This is a genomic window from Chamaesiphon sp. VAR_48_metabat_403 (genome assembly GCF_031422475.1).
GTDB lineage: Bacteria > Cyanobacteriota > Cyanobacteriia > Cyanobacteriales > Chamaesiphonaceae > Chamaesiphon.
On record NZ_JANPLS010000026.1, the window covers coordinates 1 to 17,219 of the forward strand.

The window sequence follows — 17,219 nt, forward strand, 5'->3', positions numbered from 1 at the left end:
CAAGACATCCACCCGATCTTAAAATCGCCGCTCCAACCCCCAAATATACCAATTATCCGCGAGATCAAAAATCTCACCCGCGAACTCAAACGCAGCCGCAAAACCCTAATTCTCACTAGCTATTCCCTCGACGTACCGCCAGAATTTATCGAAGAAACCACCACCATCGATTTTCCCCTTCCCGATGCGAATGAAATCGATTATCTGATCTCTCAATTAGTCGTACCCGATAAACTCAAACTTTCCCCCCTCGGTAGAGAGCAACTCGTCAAAGCTTGTCAGGGATTGAGTCGAGCGCGGATTCAACGAGTACTAGCTATTTCCCTCGCCGCCAATCAACAAGTCAGCGAGCAAGATATCGACAGGGTATTAGCAGCCAAGCAACAAGCCATCCGTCAGACGGGGATTCTGGAATTTTATACCACCCACGAATCGCTCAAGAGTGTCGGCGGTTTGGATAACCTCAAACAGTGGGTAAGGATGCGTCAGGATAGCTTTACTGAGGAAGCTAGGCGTTATGGTATTCCCAATCCTAAAGGGGTGTTGCTGGCGGGAATTCAGGGCACGGGTAAATCGCTCTCGGCAAAAACGATCGCTCATGAGTGGCGGTTGCCGCTGTTGCGGTTGGATGCGGGGCGATTATTTGGCGGATTAGTGGGGGAGAGTGAGAGTAAGGTACGCCAGATGATAAAGATCGTCGAAGCGGTGGCTCCTTGCGTCTTGTGGATGGATGAAATCGATAAAGCGTTTGGGAATATCAGTAGTGGTTTCGATGGCGATTCAGGAACGAGTCGGCGGGTATTTGGCAGTTTGATTACCTGGATGCAGGAGAAAACCAGTCCGGTATTTGTGGTGGCGACGGCGAATAATATTCAGATTTTGCCTGCGGAACTATTAAGGAAAGGGCGATTCGATGAAATCTTTTTCTTGAATTTACCGAATGAATCCGAACGTCAAGAAATCTTTCGGGTACATTTACAAAAACTCCGCCCCAGTCGGTTGCGAGAATTCGATCTAGAATTACTAGCAAGACATTCGCTCGATTATAGCGGTGCAGAAATCGAACAGGCGATCGTCGAAGGAATGCAACAGGCTTTTAGTAGCGGAACTACAGGCAATCGATCGGACTTTAACACCGAACATATCATCCGCGCTCTAGAAGAAACGGTACCATTAGCCACAATTGCTAAACCCCAAATTGAAGCCCTCAAACAATGGGCTTCTCAAGCAGGTGCGCGTCCAGCTTCGATCGATACTAAACTATCTGAAGAACTACGCCAAATTAAGAACTATCGGGGTATCGACCATCTCGAAGTAGACTAACTAGTATGCAACTAATTTTCACTAATAACTAATTTAAGTATGTCACATCTTACAACTATTAAAGTTCAAATTAAAGACGGTAAAATTCTAGCTAATATTTTAAACCAACTAGGTCACAATGTCAGCGTCAATGCCCAGATTCGAGGCGATCGCGGCGAGCAAATTAATGCTGAATATGTAATTAATCTGAATGGTTGCGAGATCGGGTTTCGGAAAGATGGCGGCGATAATTACGAACTAATTGCCGATTGGTATGCGGGTGTAGATCGAACTCAATTTGTTAATGAAATTCAACGAAAATATGCTCATCAGATGCTATTACAGACAGCCGAAAATCAAGGTTATACTATTGAAGCCGAAGAAGTGCTAGAAGATGGCAGCGTGCGGGTAGTTGTCGGGAGATGGATTTAAAGATCTATCTTCACGCAGATAAATCAGCTCTTTATTCTGAAAAATCAAACAAAGAGGATCGGGTGAAAGTAAATAAAATTCATCATGTGGCGATAATTTGCTCGAATTATCACGAGGCAAAAAAGTTTTATGTAGACATCCTCAAATTCTCGGTGATTAATGAAACTTTCAGAAGCGATCGCAATTCATATAAATTAGATCTTCAGGTTTCCCAGAGCGATACGATAGAGCTGTTTTCTTTCCCCAATCCACCGCCCAGACCAAGTAAGCCAGAGGCATGTGGATTGAGGCATCTCGCTTTTGAAGTCGAAGATATAACTGCAAGTGTCGATGATTTGGTTTCGCAGGGAATTGATGTCGAACCAATTAGAATCGATGAAATTACTGGCAAGAAATTTACGTTCTTTAAAGATCCAGACGATTTACCGCTGGAAATATACGAACGCTAATTTACGATCGATCTCCAGAATTGAGATCGTGCCAAGCTACTAATGCTAATTGATGGACTTCTTGCCAAGATACTTGGTGTGTTTGGGCGAGGCTAGCACAGTCAGCATATTCGGGTTGGACGTTGAGGATGCGATCGTCCTCGAACAAATTATTCCGGGCAACTTTAAGATGTACCGTACCATATTTAGTTTCGACAGATTGCATTTCTCTAGGAAGGATCGATCGAGTCTGTGTTAGGTGACGAATTCCTAAAGTGCTGGTTTCTTTGAAGATGATTTGTTCGCATTCAAGCGATCGATCTAACTGACAAATAACTGTCAGTAAAATTCCCAATCGAGATTTTTTCATGCCGATCGGTTGGGTGAATACATCGACAGCTCCCGCAGCGAATAATAGATCGAAAATGTACCCGATCGCTTGAGGATTGAGATCGTCAATTTGGGTGGTTAATACTTCGATTTGTTCTAGATATTCGGGACGGACGGGGCATGATTCCGCAGTAGTGGTTTCAGTACCCAGCCAGAGGCGTAAAATATTTGGAATGGGTAATTCGATCGTCCCTGCACCCAAACCGATCTGCTGGAGCTGCATTGTTGGAGGCGAGCCAAATTTGGTTGCTAGCGTGACAGCAATTGCCGCACCTGTAGGCGTGACTAGCTCTCGATCGATCTGGTTGCTATAGACTGGTACCTGACGGGATGCAAATAATTTTAGTACGGCGGGGACGGGTACGGGTAAAGTTCCGTGAGCGGCGCGCACCGTTCCGCCGCCTGTCGGTAAAGCGGAGCAATAAATTTTAGCAATATCAAGATAATCTAAACCCAAACAAGTCCCAACGATATCGACGATCGCATCGACCGCACCGACTTCATGAAAATGCACCTCAGATGGGTCGATACCGTGGACTGCACCCTCGGCGATCGCCAGTTGGCGGAAAATGTCCAAACTCCACTGCGTCGCTCTGACGGGCAAATTTGCTGCATTAATCAGCTTTTCGATCTGGGGCAGGTTCCGCTGGGGAGTGTCGTAATGATGGTGATGCTCACCGCTCGAACGATTGGCTGGTGAGGGATATGGGTGCTGGCGATCGTGAGGGGGGTGGTGATGTCCGGCATCTGGAGGATGAGGATGAGCGTGTCCCGCAGCTACGGGATGGGGATGGGGATGGCGTTCGGGATGTGGTGGCGGAGCGGTTGCACCCATCCGAGCTGGTGCGGGATGGGGATGTGGATGTTCGTGGGGATGATGGGAATGTTCGCGATGTTCTACTGGAGCAGCGGCATGAATGGCGGTAAGATCGACATGTACTTTGGTGGCAATTTGCCCATTACGATCGACTTTTTGTGCCCATAAATGATATTCAGCCGCAATTCCCAATCGAGCGAGCTGGGTATTTAAATATTCGATCGGTACGCCAGCATCGACTAATGCACCCAAGCACATATCGCCAGCTATTCCAGTTTGACATTCTAAATAGGCGATTTTAATCATTGGAAAACTTAAATTTGGGTTACCGACCTAACGTTTAATTGCGATCGCGGTCGATCGACCGCGATTTCGACTGATAATTAATTATGCGATCGTTAGATCTAAAACATGGCTATTATTTACGAAATTCACCCACAAACACCGCAAATTAGAAAGATCGATGAGATTGTTGCCGCATTAAGAAATGGTGCGGTGATGCTATATCCCACAGATACAGTGTACGCGATCGGTTGCGATCTTAAATCTAAAGTCGGTGTCGATCGAGTCCGCCAAATCAAGCGGATGTCTAATGATAAACCATTGACTTTTTTATGTCAGTCGTTATCGAATATTGCTGAATATGCAGTGGTGTCCGATCCGGCATATCGATTGATGAAACACTTGATACCGGGGACTTATACCTTTATTCTACCAGCTACCAAACTCGTCCCTAAACTCGTCCAAGATCCCAAACGCAAAACGACAGGAATTCGAGTTCCCAAACACGTTCTATGTCAGAGCCTGTTAGAAAATTTGGGCAATCCAATAATTTCGGCATCCGCACACGTTAGCGACGAGGATGACTACGAACGAGTGGAGATTATCGAAAAAGCTAGGTTGTTCGATCGATTGGATAAGTTAGTCGATATTATTATCGATGATGGCTCGGAACCGGGGATGGAAGGCTCGACAATGTTAGATATGACAATAGACCCTCCCGAAGTAATTCGGGAGGGTCTAGGCTGGGCTGAAGTGGCTGCTTGGCTATAAGTCGATCGAATTATCGATTAGCGCGGACAGTTTAAAATTTGGTAGCGTACGCCCCTGACAGTTTTGAAACGTCCAGTCGGACGGCATCTAGTCGCACCAGTGCATCTCAACACCGCACGACCAGCCACTACTTTACCAGTAGGGCGACATGCCGCATCGGCAGAAGCGGCGAATAAAGTTAAATTTACCGAGCATAGTAGACCGATGGCGATCGTGGAAATACTGGCGATGTAAGTTGAGGGATTTTTCATATCAATGACTTTCGGTTGGTATAGTTATTTATTTTTACATACTATTATCGATAAATTATAACTGGTGAAATTTAAAGTTACAATTTTTACGATCGTAAGACAAGACGATCGGCTTAGATATGGCGGGGAGCTGGGGGTGTGGGAAGTGTCAAAAATTATGGATCGTTATCGATAGATCCCAGTTAAAACTAGCTCTAGACTGAGGCGACTATTATCGAAGCCAGAATTAACCGTAAAATAGGAATCGGTTAAATTCGTGTTAAAAGTGTACAGTGAATCGAAAATCTTTGGCGATCGCAACTCCGGTAGGGAGCTTTAAAGGAGCTTTTGCTCATGGAGTGTTGACTGCGCTAGAAGAAGCTGGCATCGTAGCTGATGCGTATGCAGCAGCATCATCGTCAGTAATTCCGGCGAGTTGGGCAGCAATCGGTCAAGCGAGTAAATTAGGGGTAGACTATTGGTTAGCTGGGTTATCGGCATTGGCACAACCCCAGCAAAATATGAGCAAAATAGTTCAGCGGGGCATTCGCATCTTCAGCAAACAGTTGCGATCGGATTTATATCAACCTCACAGTCCAGCACTATATATTGCCACAAATGCCGTAACTAATCCCACCGCCGCAGCTCAAACTCAGACGGCTCTGGCTAGAGATTTAGGTAAAAGTTTACTCAGAGCTTCAGTTAATCAAGATCGCAGTTGGGTAAATGCCAATTTACGATTTACGCTATTTAGTACTCACCATCCCGAACCGCACCACCGCATTACACCCAATAACTTTCCGGCGGTTGCTTATGCATCTTCGCGGATTATGCACGCTTGGGATATTCCCGCATGGATCGATGGTAAACCTTATGTAGATGCTGCTTACACTTGTTTGTGTCCGGTACTAGCAATGGTAGCAGCAGGATATAGCGAAACGATCGCGATCGCCAATGAGCCAGGTACGATGTATCGAGATATGTTTCATATCGAGCCGATTCCCCGCCAAGTTCGCGATGTCCGCATCCACATCATTCGTCCCGATGTTCACCTCAAAGAATTAGGTGTAGACTTTACCAAAGCCACCCCCGCAGGGTTAGTATCTGTCTATCATCACGGACGAGATAAGGGATTAGAATTTGTCAATAACTGGAAATAGGCTTTAGGAAAAAGATTTAATAATTACTCGATCGCGGTGGTTTATGTACTACGATTGTATTGGCGATCGTATCGCCGAGTCTTTGTCTGGATTGGGAAAAGATGAATACAGCATCGATAATACCTAGGAACAATGATGGAATCTGGCGGATTAGAGATTTTAGAAAAGTACAAGGTTTACCAGAGGTGGCATCGATGACGCAGATTTTCATCAATCGCTTGCCATAACTTTGTCCGCCCTCTAAACCATCCGCACAAAGACGATAGAAAATTACAGGAAATAGACATAGCCGTCCGACAACACCTACTATTTCCCATAATAAATCATAACCGTTGGCAGCCATGACAATTATAAGTACCGACAAAGTTAGACCTAAAACAAAAATAATATAATCGATAAAATGAGCTATGAATCGATCGCCTAGCGAGGCTAGATTAGGTTCTGGCGTTCTCATCTGACTTACATTGAATTGGCTAAATAGCGATCGGATTCGATCTGCAACTACTATTTGCGTCCGGTTGAAGAAGATCGATCTGTTTCGGGATTAACCAGAAAAATTGGCAGTCGATCGGGTGCGACTTTATAGCTATTTTCTTGCATAACACTGGCTTGTGAATGCGGATCGAACGAACGAGTGAAGTTAGTATTGACTTTATCCGCACGGATTTTTGCATCTTGCACTTCTGTTTCGATGTGCTGTAATTTGCTCTGCTGCACGTAATGGTAACCGATCGAATTAACTAGCGTAATGATGCCAAAAACTGATAGGGTCGAGTAGGTAACTAATTTGGTAGCGACTTCCAATCCTTGGCGACGATGAGCGTAAGTTGGTTTCGATCGCACCCGATGAGATCGCGCCGTTGTTGTAGTGGAATGCGTGGTAGAGATACTCGGCTCTAAAGTACTCGTTCCCATCTGTGTCGATCTCGCGCGGCTAGATTTACGCGATGGCGGGCGGTGCTTGGGCGGATCGAAAGAAGGGAGTGCATTCATGTTAAGTAGTATAACCCAATCGAAATTTTATCTAATTATACGGCTTGTCACATCAAATTTTCCACAATGTTGATGGAATTTTTGAGGGCTTACGTTAAAAAATTGGGACGCAGTATTAATTACGTCCCAGTCAATCGTCTAAAAAGCCAGATCGATCGGTCGATCGGAACGCGTATTTATTTGTATAACTCTGTCGAAAGGCGCAATGCCAACAAACCAGGAATCAGCGCGATCGCCAAAGCTACAAAAACTTGAGTATCAGACATGAGAGTTTCCTCCAAACACAGGGATTTTACCTGTACACAGTTTGCAATAATTTTAGGTCGGTCAGGCGATCCTGTAACAAAATGTAGAAAGCGATCCCCTCAAATCTATGTATAATCGATCTTCACATTCTTACATCTGGCACCATACCCAAGATTCCGAGTGAAGTAGGAGAAAGGGGATAGGGAATATTTATATATCTATGCTTTACCCCCGTCTCCCAGTCTCCCAGTCCCCCCGTCCCCTCATCTAAAGGCAGAGCAGCTTGTCGATTAAACACTGGCAACAAATCGCCATCGGTACGGCGATCGTGAGTATCATGACACCTAGTTGGGCACTATCAACCGCCAACTCTGTCGGTAGTGCGGGTATTGATGCCCTAAAATTACATCAAGCTCCATATAATCTGACTGGTAAAAAAATTGCGATCGGTCAAGTAGAAGTCGGTCGTCCGGCACAGTTTGGCTGGGATAAAGCCGCCCAACAGCCCAAATTCAAGCTCGAACAGATTTTTTATCAAAATAGCTTCGCCAAAGCTAATACCAACGTCGAGCAACACGCGACGATGGTAGCCTCTGTGATGATTAGTCAAGATAAAAGATATCCTGGAGTCGCACCGGGCGCACGTTTATATGCTAGTGCGGTGGGATTGCCCAGAGTCGCTGGACAGCCTGAAGAATGCCTCTCGATGCAGCATGTTGCCAGTCAGAATGGTGGAGACGTTCGGGCTATTAATCTCAGCTTTGGCGAGCCTTTAGACCGCGATCCGCGACCTAATGCTAAGTTAGATGGGAATGCGTTATTTACCCAATGTTTGGATTGGTCGGCGCGAGTACATAATGTGATGTATGCAGTCGCCGGAAATCAAGGCAAGGGCGGCATTTCCATTCCGACGGATAACTATAACGGGATTAATGTTGCTTATTCCACGCTCCGTCAGGGTATTTATCGCAAGTTAGATTTTGCCAATCTGAGTGAAGCACCAATCGGTACTGCCAAAAGTATCGAGAGTCGCGAGATTAATGTCGGCAATCGTCGGTCGATCGGGTTAGTAGCTCCAGGGGGCAATCTCCGGCTGTATAACTTAGCAGGTAAAGCCACTACGGTTAATGGGACTAGTTTTGCCTCACCGCATGTTACGGGTACGATCGCTTTATTACAGGAATTTGGCGATCGCCAATTGCGGCAGAAACAACGACTGGATGTTGCCGTTCGTCCCCGTTGGAGTCTCGATTCACGCCGCCATCAGGTGATGAAAGCCGTGCTGTTAAACGCTGCGGACAAAATTCAAGATACAGGCGACGGTTTGCGATTGGGGATGACGCGGACGCTACTGGCTAAAAATAACCGCGATTGGACGGAATCAGCAGTCGATCGCGTTGGCGGAGCCTCTCCTTTGGAGAATCGTCAGATTCCGCTCGATTATCAATTGGGTGCGGGTCATTTAAATGCATTTCGGGCTTACCAACAGTTTAGCCCCGGACAGTACTCCGAAACACTGCCCGTCCCCGCGATCGGGTGGGATTATCGATCGGTAAATACTGGCGAATATCGAGATTATTTCCTCGATCGACCTGTAGTCGAAAATAGCTGGGTTTCGATTACGCTGGCGTGGGATCGACTGGTAGAGTTACAAGATACTAATGGCAATGGCGAATACGATCTGGGCGAAAAATTTCGAGATCGCGGTCTCAATCAGCTCGATCTGTATCTAATGCGTGCCGATGAAAACAATCCCGATCGCAGTATCTGGTCGTCTGTAAGTGCTGTCGATAGCGTCCAACACATTTTTCATCAAATCCGCGACCCTGGTAAATATAAAATTCGCGTCTATTTTCGCCGAGCTGTCAACCTTCCCCGCCAAGACTACGCGATCGCCTGGTGGACTGTTCCTGCCAAATAAATGACTTTTGGCACTTGTGGGCAGTGATTGAGTACTGAGACAATTAGGCCAACATCTACATTCAGGCAGATGTAAGACAACAGATTCCAAAATATAGTTATGTAATTAGCTCGCGATCGACACCTTACCCCTATTTTTCAATAAATTTTAGTTACATCGTGCAAAATTGCCAAAAAATGGGGATTTTAAATATATGGAGAAAAAAATATTAGTAGTACCAGGATCGTAACCGATGACATCATTGCCCGATACGTCCCCAGCATCAACGCGCGACTTAGATAACCACGTACTCGATCGCTTGGAAACATTTCTCTACCTCACGCCCGTCATAGGAGTACTACCTTCAATGTGGGCGATTTACCGTCGCCAACGCAATGACAGACAATTGGCAGTATGTCGCTTGTCAATTTTCCTGGCTTTGGCTTGGTTGAGTACCTATTTCAGTTTAAATATCGGTGCAGATTTATCCGGATCTTCCGCAACTGGGTTGCGACTGTTATTTCTGAATGGGTTAGTCACATCTGGCTATTTCACAACGAGTTTGTGGCTAATGATGCTACTCTGGCAAAAGAAATCTCTGCGCTTGCCCGGATTTAGTTCGCTAGCAGAACGTACGATTCGGTCTAAGTGAGGTTATCCGGTTCCAGATGCCAACAATTTAGTGTAAGCTTAACCCGGCGACTAACAGATTAGCACCCGTCGATCGGTCATCCCTACGTCAATGATTATTAAAACCACCCACCCTATTAAACTGTGAGTAAAGTGGAAGTTAGAAAAGTAGATCGGCAACGCCGCAAATCGAATAAACCCAATCCCCAAATGGTGCGTCGTCAGTCCGCTAAAAAGCGACGCAGAATGCCTTTATGGTTGTGGTTGGGTTTGGGGAGTATCGGCGCGTTATCGGCTGCCGCTGGAGCTTTTTTAGCGGTTTCACTAACTTCGGCACCATTGCAACAGCGCACTTTATCCGCAGCAGATGACGCATTCTTCAAGCAAAATGGCAAGGAAGCTTTCTCTAGGAGTTTATTACAAGTACCAGAAGTATCTAAGCCAGTCAATATTCTGTTATTAGGGATTAAAACTAATATTTCGGATGTCAAAACTAACACTGGTGACGAACGCAAAAAAAATAAATATGATGCGGAAGTTGACTCGTTAGATGGCTTATCTGATACGATCATGTTACTCCGATTCGATCCGCAAACCAAACGTACGATCTTTTTAGGTATTCCCCGCGATACGAAGATCGATCGAACTGGCAGAGGCATCGAAAAAATTAACGCAGTCGATCGGGAAAGCGGCCCAGCAGCAGCAGCGAAAGAAGTAAGTAAGGTTTTAGGTGGTGTCGCGATCGATCGTTATATCCGCGTCAATAATTTAGGTGTTGCCAAACTCGTTGACGAATTAGGCGGCGTAACAGTTACCGTCCCTAAAGATATTAAATATCAAGATGATTCCCAACATTTTTATGTCAATCTCAAAGCGGGAAAACAACATCTCGATGGCATGAAGTTATTAGGATTGTTGCGTTACCGTAATGATGCAAATGGCGATATCGGCAGAATGCAACGCCAACAAATGGTCGTCAAAGCATTACTAGAACAATCGCTCAACCCGATGACAATTACGCGCATTCCACAAATATTTTCCGTAATTCAAAAACAAGTCGATACCAATCTTACCGTCGAAGAATTACTCGCACTAGGCGGATTCTCGATGCAAAATGGTAAATCAAAAATGCAGATGTTGATGATGCCAGGTGACTATAATGGTGACGGCAAACACGGCACGAGTTATTGGTTGCCCAATGAAAAAGGCATTCAAAATATGATGGCGCGATACTTCGATCACGGCACGATTTCTTTGGAACAACCTAAAGTTGAAACACTCAGGATTAATATTCAAGATACCAGTCACTTCCCCGATGCCACTGCTAGATTAGTTAAACGGTTGAATAAAGCTGGGTATCAAACTGTGAATATCGATACCAATCTCAAAATTAAAGAAGATCTCCCCACCAGTCAGTTTATTGCCCAAAAAGGCAACCCTGAAGTCGCCGAAGGTTTATCTAGTTTGTTAGGATTTGGAGAAGTAAAAGTCGATAGTTCTGGCAATCTTTATTCAGATGTGACGATCAAACTCGGTCGCGACTGGATTCAAAAAGAACAATCTTATAAATCTCTCAATCAGAAACCTGAATAGGTGCATAAATATAGCGTTTCCGGCTGTCCGATTAGTATAGACAAATTTGTCATTTTCGGCGATTGGATCTTCGTTGGCGAAGCCTTTCCCCTGGAAAATCGTGTGCTGAATGTTGGGAAAGCCTTGGAATAGGGAAGCATTGAATACTTTAGTCGAAATCACATGGGAACATCGCATTTTCGATAGATAGATCGTCGCTCACATCCAACTCCAATGGAATTGCTTTTTCACCTAATTTTTCAGCAGCTTGTTTGGCGGAGTCGATCGATCGAGCGGTGATGATAACTTCGTAATTAAGATTGATTAAACCTTGAGCGTTGGCGTAGCCTCTCCTTTTTGGAGAATCGCGAAACCAATGCCACGATTGCCGCCAGTGACTAATGCTCGTTTATTAGTTGTCATGTTGTTACCTCTGATTACTATTTTCTGTGTTTAACTCAAGCCTCAAACCCAATTAAAAATATCTGAAGCTGAGTTATTAGTCAAATAACCTAAGCCTGAATTTTGCTGTTCCTGGAAATTGGTTGAAATAGTACTCACTAAAAAAAGTTATGTACTTTTGAAAACCTACAGATAAATAAAGTCGCTCGGCAATCTCATTGCCGATTGTCACAGAGATACCGATACTTTCAATCTCTGCTGCTCGTGCTTCTTTAATGATGTAATTCATTAAATTTTTGCTAATTCCTTGTCCTCGAAATTGCTCGACAACTACGACACATTCAACCGTCCAATTTCCTGATGCTTTTAGAGTTTCGTCTTTTGGATTGTACCAAACATTTTGATATTTCTCCTCAAATTGTTTGATTCGATCGCTTCTCCATTCTAGTAAACTGTATAGCTTTCGGATGTTTTTGAGATCGATCGGACGATAATCATCTTGGCTCATGACAAAACAAGATGCTCCAGCTACGGGTATTCCGTTGTTTTCTGCAATAATAAAGTCTGAAATCCGGCACCATGCTAGCACATCCAACGCAATAGCTTGTCGAATAAAAGCCATTGTCTCTATTCCAAAATCTTCAATCAATGAATCCCAATAGCAGAAACCTGGTGACGGCGAACTGGCTGTGTAGTTACAGTAAGACACAAAATCTAAATCATCTGGATTTGCCCGCCGAAAGGTTAAGTTAGGCTGATTCATAGCAGTCTTCCTCCATCATTCCAATTGCCAAACATTTTATCATCAGCGGTTTTATTCACAAAATTCTGAAGTCTCCGTTCAAATTCAATCGGATTCTTACGCATTTCTTCGATGTAGCCGATCCGTACCCGAAGATACAAATCGGGGAACTCTAGAAAATTAGCCCAAGCCGCAGGTTTGTTTTTCAGTGCCGCCAGAATATCTTCGGCAACAATAAATTTCACATCCAAATCGGGAAGTGTTGCACTGCCAGCCTCAATCATTAATTCCAGTCGAATCAGACGACGAGCGCGTTCTTTATTTAGTTCTGTCCAATTGCTGCGCTGTTTTCGGGGTGTGAATCTTTGAGCGAGTTCATGGGTCGAGAATCGTTTTTGGATACCGTCAATCCAACCACAACAAATGGCTTCTTCTACTGCATCAAGATATATCACTGTTGGCTCTTCAGATCGATCGTCTGATAATAACCAAATTTCTGTGAGTTTTTGGTGGTGTTCTCCCAACCATTCTCGCCACTGGGTTCTGTTTTTCGGCTTAATAGTGTTAGTAATGTTCATTAAGCCTCACTCTATGTATAGGTTGTGTTGTTACTAGTAAACACTAAACCCAGAGTCAATCTGAGTATCGCCACCTAAGACACGACGATACATATCCAACTCAATGAAATTGTGGGGAAATCGATATAATCGGTTTGGAGTCGCTGCAAGCTAGCTTCTACGGCTGTAACTAGGCTGCGGCGGTGATTCCCCCCGCATTGGGGTTCGTTGGGTCGGTGTTGAGGGAATACTTCGTTGCCAGCACCACTCGTTCGCGGAGCGTCTCTGAAAGAGAATCGCGTCGTCCTTTAAAGATGCTTTCGTTGCCACTACTAGCACTCCGTAAATGCGCGTTGCATTGAGATTATCTTCTCTTGAGCCGAGGATCGATCCAGGCATCTTTTAAAATGAAACACATCAATAAAGTAATAAATCCACTACAGGCAACTGCGGTAATGATGAAGTTTTGACGAGAATCGATCGTCAGGGTTTTAGCCAGGGGATCGTTAACAAAGGCAGTGACACGCTCCTTTCGATTGGTACTGTAGTCTAAACTCAAATATTCAGGCTCCCAAATATATTGTAGCTGGGGCGATCGCACGAGGTGAGCTACAGCCGATTTTGACAGAGTTTCGATTTGCCAGTAGGCAACACTTCGTGAACGTCAGAAAGCCAACCAATCGTGTAGTATCTCTGTTCGCAGAGCGTCTGCCTTAGCAGAAAGAGAATCGCGATCGTTTAGATTGGGAATTTAGGCTTTTAGTTATGAGAGCATGACTAAAAGCCTTCAGTCGTCCTGAATCACAGTTTCCCTACAGCTTTTTCGATCGTGAAATTCAGGGCATGATTCATGGCGGTGCTGCGGTGGGCAATAAACCACATGGATACGCACCCAATATCTCGTTGGCGTAGCCTCTCTGCAAGAGAATCGCATCTGCGGGATCTGGCGTGTCTTAGTGAAAGTAATCCTGTATCGATCGAGATAATCACCATTATCGCCACAATTTTCCTCGCCTAATCGTAACCCTCGATCGATCTGCGATCGGTACAGCAGCTATCCAGATTTTCGAGATTTGTCTGGAGTTGCTAGCTAAAACGAGATGGTATCGTGAATAAGTCGATATGAGGCTCCACTGTGAACGAACGGATCGTCTACCTACTCGCGGCACTGATTGGGGGGACTTTTATCCCGATTCAAGTCGCGCTCAATACCTTACTGCGACGCTATATCGGCGAGCCGATGCAAGTACGGTGTGCTGGGTTTGACAAAGTATCCGGCTAGTCCCACTCGAATTGTTGGGGCGATCGTAGTGTTTTTAGGTGTTTCAATTATTGCTTATGCAAAGCGATAATTTAGCGAAATTGTCATTTACCTAGACGATTTGCCAGTAGAAAGTACTTCGTGAATGGTAGTACCACTAACGATTACAGATTCTGCTTTTGTGCATAGTGCGATCGATAATGCTTGCAAAATCGTTGCTTAATCTTTTACTCTATATTGTGATAGACTGTGCTGACTGACTATCGAGTAATCCCCACAGAATTTATATAGCTATCGATCGAGGAGCAAGATTGTGCAGTTAAAGCTCAATGGAAAAACCGCAGCTATCCCCGACGATCGCGATGATGAGCTGCTGATCTGGACACTTCACGATACTTTAGAACTCAATGGCACTCGGTACGGGTGCGGTGCAGGCTGGTGTGGTAGCTGTACTGTTTTGGCTGATAATGTTGCGATTCGATCGTGTCAAATCAGTGCGGCTCAAGTAGTCGATCGAGATTTAATTACCCTGGAAGGATTGGCGCATGGTGACACTTTACATCCCGTGCAGCAAGCCTTTCTCGAAAATCCGTTGCAGTGTTGTTATTGTATGACTGGACATATCATGACGGCGGTGGCATTTCTCAACAAAAATCCTAATCCCAATCCAGCCGAAATTGATGCGGCGATGGACATAAATTTGTGTCGTTGTGGTGGCTATAATAACATTCGTAAAAATGTTTTACGGGCTAGTAAATTAATGCGAGGTCAGGTATGAACCGCCCGCCCAAGCTGAAATGGAGAGTAACACGGCGACGGTTTTTATTAATTGGTGCTGGCACCCTGGGGGTGTTGGGTGTGGGCGTATATGGGGGTTTAAAAGCAATTATTCCCAGCTTGGTCGATGGGATTGCCACCGAAGCTGGTGGTGGATCTGGACCGAGCAAACCCCTGCTGTGGTTTGGGATCGATCCACAGCAGGGCGTGACCTTGTATGTGCCAAAAGGTGAAATGGGGCAGGGAGTGCAATCGATGATGGCCCAATTAGCCGCCGAAGAACTCGAACTCGAACCCACACAATTGCAGATTGTGGTGGCAAATTCGAGCCAGGGTTTTGATAATTTGTACGGTACCTATGGCAGTAGTTCGACCACTAGTTTGTACAATCCGTTGCGCCAAGCAGCCGCAAATCTGCGCGAAATGTTGCGGATTGAAGCGGCAACACAATTCGGTGTGCCTGTATCCAAAATTGTGGCGGCAAAGGGTGCTTGCTTTATTCAAAATAAACCCGATCGCCAACTTGAATACAGCAAAATTGTTGCGGCAAAAATAGGTGAATGGGTCGAACCAACAGCAGTAAAATTAAAGTCTCGCCAGAATTTTACCAAGATTGGCAAAAATACTCCCAGGGTGGATGTGCGTGACAAAGTACTGGGCAAAACTCAATATGGAATGCAGGCGCGAGTGCCCAAGATGATGTTTGGTGCGGTGGCGCGTTCGCCCCAGTTTGGCGCGACGCTGAAATCGGCTAATCCTGGCGATGTTGCCTTGATGCCTGGAGTGAAAAAAGTTGTCATTGACATTGCCAATAATTTTGCGGGGGTAGTTGCCGATACCCGCACTCGCGCCTGGAATGCCCTGGCAAAATTGCAGCTAGAGTACGTCAATGGCAGTAATATTAGCCAGTCGGAACTCGATCGATTGGTGACGGCGAAGGCTGGTGAAGGAACGGTGGTGCGGGTGCGAGGGGATGTAAATGAGGCTCTGAAAAATCCGGTAGTAGCCGCATATCGCACACCCCTGGCGGCTCATGCTCATCTCGAACCTTTAACAGCACTGGTGGATATGGGTCAGAAGACGATCGAAGCTTGGGTATCAACCCAGGATGTATCCCTGGAAGTGGCTGCACTGGAGCAAGCTTTTGGGAAGGATCGCCCAATTGTCGTACATGGAATGCAAATGGGCGGTAGTTTTGGGCGCAAAGGCAATCAAACCGCAGTTGTGGAGGCAGCGCGGCTATCTCAGGCGGCAGGTGTCCCCGTTCAGGTGACGTGGACACGCAAAGAAGAAATGCAGAATAGTCTTTACCGTCAGCCTTCCCATGCTGTCTTACGGGGTAATGTCGATCCCAAAGGTCGGATTGTCGCGATCGAACATACTGTGGCGAGTGGGGACATCCTGACTGGGCGTTTAGACCCCCCGATCGTCGGGCAAATTCTGGCGGCTGGCTATCAGATCGATCTAGGCATTTTCAGCGGGTTATTCAGCCCCTATGAGATTGCCAATTATCGCGTTCATACCCGTTTAATCAATTTACCCATTCCTACAGGGTTATGGCGAGGTATAGGGCTATTTCCTCACGTTTTTGCCCTGGAAAGTTTCACCGACGAACTCGCCTATAGTGTTAAAGTCGATCCGATCGAGTTTCGACTGCTAAACTTACCTACTACCGAGCAGGGCAAACGCCTCAAAGCTGTACTAGAGGAAGTTAGAACCAAGAGCCAATGGACAAAAGCACTGCTGACGGGCACAGCGCGTGGGGTAGCCTGTAGTTTTTCCAACAATACTGCTGTAGCAATGGTGATGGAAGTTCAGGTGGGTGGCGGTAGCGAACGATCGAAATCGCCGCCAGCGATCCAAAGTTCCAATCCTGTCAAAGACATTGGCTTACCTCAGCCGTATTCGATGCCAGCCCAGCCGATCCAAGTAACTCGTGTCGTAATTGCGATCGATCCAGGATTGGTAGTCAATCCCAATGGGGCAGCTCTGCAAGCTCGTGGCTCGGTGGTGATGGGATTATCCAGTACTCTGATCGAGCAAGTTACGATCGAGAACGGCGCAGTTACTCAGCAGAATTTTGATGATTACCCGATCCTGCGGTTGTCCCAAACTCCGCCGCAAATTGACGTGCATTTTGTCGCCAGCGATCTCGACCCCCAAGGCATGGGGGAACCTGTAATCGGCCCTGTTGCCGCCGCTGTTGCTAATGCGGTGTTTGCCTTGACGGGTCAGCGATTGCGAGATTTACCGCTTCAGCTCAAATCGTGATGAATAGTTTGTCAGCTATTTTGAGTGCCTATCGCCATTGTGGGATCGATCGATCG

The 17,219-nt window shown here is 45.8% G+C and carries 20 protein-coding genes; 12 read left to right on the plus strand and 8 right to left on the minus strand.

All coding sequences use genetic code 11. The annotated features are described in order from the left end of the window. The 3 genes from RMO79_RS01385 to RMO79_RS01395 form a co-directional block, all read left to right on the plus strand. On the plus strand, positions 1–1,323 hold a 1,323-nt coding region (locus RMO79_RS01385), incomplete at its 5' end, for an AAA family ATPase (protein WP_310481262.1). A gap of 39 nt (positions 1,324–1,362) precedes the next feature. Further along, positions 1,363–1,734 (plus strand): DUF1257 domain-containing protein, encoded by a 372-nt coding sequence (locus RMO79_RS01390; RefSeq protein WP_310481263.1) that lies wholly within the window; start codon positions 1,363–1,365, stop codon positions 1,732–1,734. Positions 1,735–1,796: 62 nt separating this feature from the next. Further along, entirely contained in the window at positions 1,797–2,183 is a 387-nt protein-coding gene (locus RMO79_RS01395) for a VOC family protein (protein ID WP_310481264.1), read from the plus strand. Position 2,184: 1 nt separating this feature from the next. Here the strand turns inward: RMO79_RS01395 and larC are convergent, their stop codons facing one another. Further along, complete coding sequence (gene larC / locus RMO79_RS01400) at positions 2,185–3,675, minus strand: nickel pincer cofactor biosynthesis protein LarC (RefSeq protein WP_310481265.1); 1,491 nt, start codon at positions 3,673–3,675, stop codon at positions 2,185–2,187. Positions 3,676–3,780: 105 nt separating this feature from the next. Here larC and RMO79_RS01405 point away from each other — a divergent pair, with 105 nt between their 5' ends. The 3 genes from RMO79_RS01405 to RMO79_RS01415 all read left to right on the plus strand — a co-directional run bounded on the left by RMO79_RS01405 (position 3,781) and on the right by RMO79_RS01415 (position 5,812). Continuing rightward, on the plus strand, positions 3,781–4,422 hold the full coding sequence (locus RMO79_RS01405; RefSeq protein ID WP_310481266.1) for an L-threonylcarbamoyladenylate synthase: 642 nt from the start codon (positions 3,781–3,783) through the stop codon (positions 4,420–4,422). Positions 4,423–4,485: 63 nt separating this feature from the next. Continuing rightward, positions 4,486–4,656: a hypothetical protein gene (locus RMO79_RS01410; protein ID WP_310481267.1), complete on the plus strand. Its 171-nt coding sequence runs from the start codon at positions 4,486–4,488 to the stop codon at positions 4,654–4,656. A gap of 289 nt (positions 4,657–4,945) precedes the next feature. Beyond that, positions 4,946–5,812, plus strand: a complete 867-nt coding sequence (locus tag RMO79_RS01415; RefSeq protein ID WP_310481268.1) for a hypothetical protein — start codon at positions 4,946–4,948, stop codon at positions 5,810–5,812. A gap of 16 nt (positions 5,813–5,828) precedes the next feature. On the opposite strand, the gene RMO79_RS01420 is transcribed toward RMO79_RS01415, so the two are convergent. The 3 genes from RMO79_RS01420 to psaM all read right to left on the minus strand — a co-directional run bounded on the left by RMO79_RS01420 (position 5,829) and on the right by psaM (position 7,071). Then, positions 5,829–6,266, minus strand: a complete 438-nt coding sequence (locus tag RMO79_RS01420) for an RDD family protein (RefSeq protein WP_310481269.1) — start codon at positions 6,264–6,266, stop codon at positions 5,829–5,831. A gap of 50 nt (positions 6,267–6,316) precedes the next feature. Then, entirely contained in the window at positions 6,317–6,805 is a 489-nt protein-coding gene (locus tag RMO79_RS01425; protein WP_310481270.1) for a hypothetical protein, read from the minus strand. A 176-nt stretch (positions 6,806–6,981) separates the two neighbouring features. After that, the gene (gene psaM / locus RMO79_RS01430) at positions 6,982–7,071 is read right to left on the minus strand and encodes a photosystem I reaction center subunit XII (protein WP_310481271.1); all 90 of its coding nucleotides are present in this window, start codon (positions 7,069–7,071) and stop codon (positions 6,982–6,984) included. Positions 7,072–7,388: 317 nt separating this feature from the next. Here psaM and RMO79_RS01435 point away from each other — a divergent pair, with 317 nt between their 5' ends. From RMO79_RS01435 to RMO79_RS01445, 3 genes are all read left to right on the plus strand, one after another. Beyond that, positions 7,389–8,972: a S8 family serine peptidase gene (locus tag RMO79_RS01435; protein WP_396136491.1), complete on the plus strand. Its 1,584-nt coding sequence runs from the start codon at positions 7,389–7,391 to the stop codon at positions 8,970–8,972. Positions 8,973–9,204: 232 nt separating this feature from the next. Next, positions 9,205–9,603, plus strand: a complete 399-nt coding sequence (locus tag RMO79_RS01440) for a hypothetical protein (protein ID WP_310481273.1) — start codon at positions 9,205–9,207, stop codon at positions 9,601–9,603. Between the two features lie 122 nt (positions 9,604–9,725). Continuing rightward, positions 9,726–11,174 (plus strand): LCP family protein, encoded by a 1,449-nt coding sequence (locus RMO79_RS01445; RefSeq protein WP_310481274.1) that lies wholly within the window; start codon positions 9,726–9,728, stop codon positions 11,172–11,174. A gap of 478 nt (positions 11,175–11,652) precedes the next feature. Here the strand turns inward: RMO79_RS01445 and RMO79_RS01450 are convergent, their stop codons facing one another. The 4 genes from RMO79_RS01450 to RMO79_RS01465 form a co-directional block, all read right to left on the minus strand. Then, complete coding sequence (locus tag RMO79_RS01450) at positions 11,653–12,318, minus strand: GNAT family N-acetyltransferase (protein ID WP_310481275.1); 666 nt, start codon at positions 12,316–12,318, stop codon at positions 11,653–11,655. Continuing rightward, positions 12,315–12,875, minus strand: coding sequence for a YdeI/OmpD-associated family protein (locus RMO79_RS01455; RefSeq protein ID WP_310481276.1), 561 nt, complete (start codon positions 12,873–12,875; stop codon positions 12,315–12,317). Before RMO79_RS01455 ends, RMO79_RS01450 begins: the two co-directional genes overlap by 4 nt. A gap of 343 nt (positions 12,876–13,218) precedes the next feature. Then, on the minus strand, positions 13,219–13,455 hold the full coding sequence (locus RMO79_RS01460; protein ID WP_310481277.1) for a hypothetical protein: 237 nt from the start codon (positions 13,453–13,455) through the stop codon (positions 13,219–13,221). 200 nt (positions 13,456–13,655) lie between these two features. Then, the gene (locus RMO79_RS01465) at positions 13,656–13,856 is read right to left on the minus strand and encodes a hypothetical protein (RefSeq protein WP_310481278.1); all 201 of its coding nucleotides are present in this window, start codon (positions 13,854–13,856) and stop codon (positions 13,656–13,658) included. Between the two features lie 133 nt (positions 13,857–13,989). On the opposite strand from RMO79_RS01465, the gene RMO79_RS01470 reads away from it, so the two are divergent. From RMO79_RS01470 to RMO79_RS01480, 3 genes are all read left to right on the plus strand, one after another. Beyond that, positions 13,990–14,136: a hypothetical protein gene (locus RMO79_RS01470; RefSeq protein ID WP_310481279.1), complete on the plus strand. Its 147-nt coding sequence runs from the start codon at positions 13,990–13,992 to the stop codon at positions 14,134–14,136. Positions 14,137–14,428: 292 nt separating this feature from the next. Continuing rightward, positions 14,429–14,893, plus strand: coding sequence for a 2Fe-2S iron-sulfur cluster-binding protein (locus tag RMO79_RS01475; RefSeq protein WP_310481280.1), 465 nt, complete (start codon positions 14,429–14,431; stop codon positions 14,891–14,893). Continuing rightward, complete coding sequence (locus RMO79_RS01480; protein WP_310481281.1) at positions 14,890–17,163, plus strand: molybdopterin cofactor-binding domain-containing protein; 2,274 nt, start codon at positions 14,890–14,892, stop codon at positions 17,161–17,163. The genes RMO79_RS01475 and RMO79_RS01480 overlap by 4 nt, the downstream gene beginning before the upstream one ends. The last annotated feature ends 56 nt before the right edge of the window (positions 17,164–17,219 follow it).

Coding starts and splice junctions, on each gene's coding strand:
- RMO79_RS01405 (WP_310481266.1), top strand. CDS start 3,781: ATGGCTATTATTTACGAAATTCACCCACAAACACCGCAAATTAGAAAG.
- RMO79_RS01455 (WP_310481276.1), bottom strand. CDS start 12,875: ATGAACATTACTAACACTATTAAGCCGAAAAACAGAACCCAGTGGCGA.
- RMO79_RS01440 (WP_310481273.1), top strand. CDS start 9,205: ATGACATCATTGCCCGATACGTCCCCAGCATCAACGCGCGACTTAGAT.
- RMO79_RS01435 (WP_396136491.1), top strand. CDS start 7,389: ATGACACCTAGTTGGGCACTATCAACCGCCAACTCTGTCGGTAGTGCG.
- RMO79_RS01425 (WP_310481270.1), bottom strand. CDS start 6,805: ATGAATGCACTCCCTTCTTTCGATCCGCCCAAGCACCGCCCGCCATCG.
- larC (WP_310481265.1), bottom strand. CDS start 3,675: ATGATTAAAATCGCCTATTTAGAATGTCAAACTGGAATAGCTGGCGAT.
- psaM (WP_310481271.1), bottom strand. CDS start 7,071: ATGTCTGATACTCAAGTTTTTGTAGCTTTGGCGATCGCGCTGATTCCT.
- RMO79_RS01390 (WP_310481263.1), top strand. CDS start 1,363: ATGTCACATCTTACAACTATTAAAGTTCAAATTAAAGACGGTAAAATT.
- RMO79_RS01450 (WP_310481275.1), bottom strand. CDS start 12,318: ATGAATCAGCCTAACTTAACCTTTCGGCGGGCAAATCCAGATGATTTA.
- RMO79_RS01480 (WP_310481281.1), top strand. CDS start 14,890: ATGAACCGCCCGCCCAAGCTGAAATGGAGAGTAACACGGCGACGGTTT.
- RMO79_RS01420 (WP_310481269.1), bottom strand. CDS start 6,266: ATGAGAACGCCAGAACCTAATCTAGCCTCGCTAGGCGATCGATTCATA.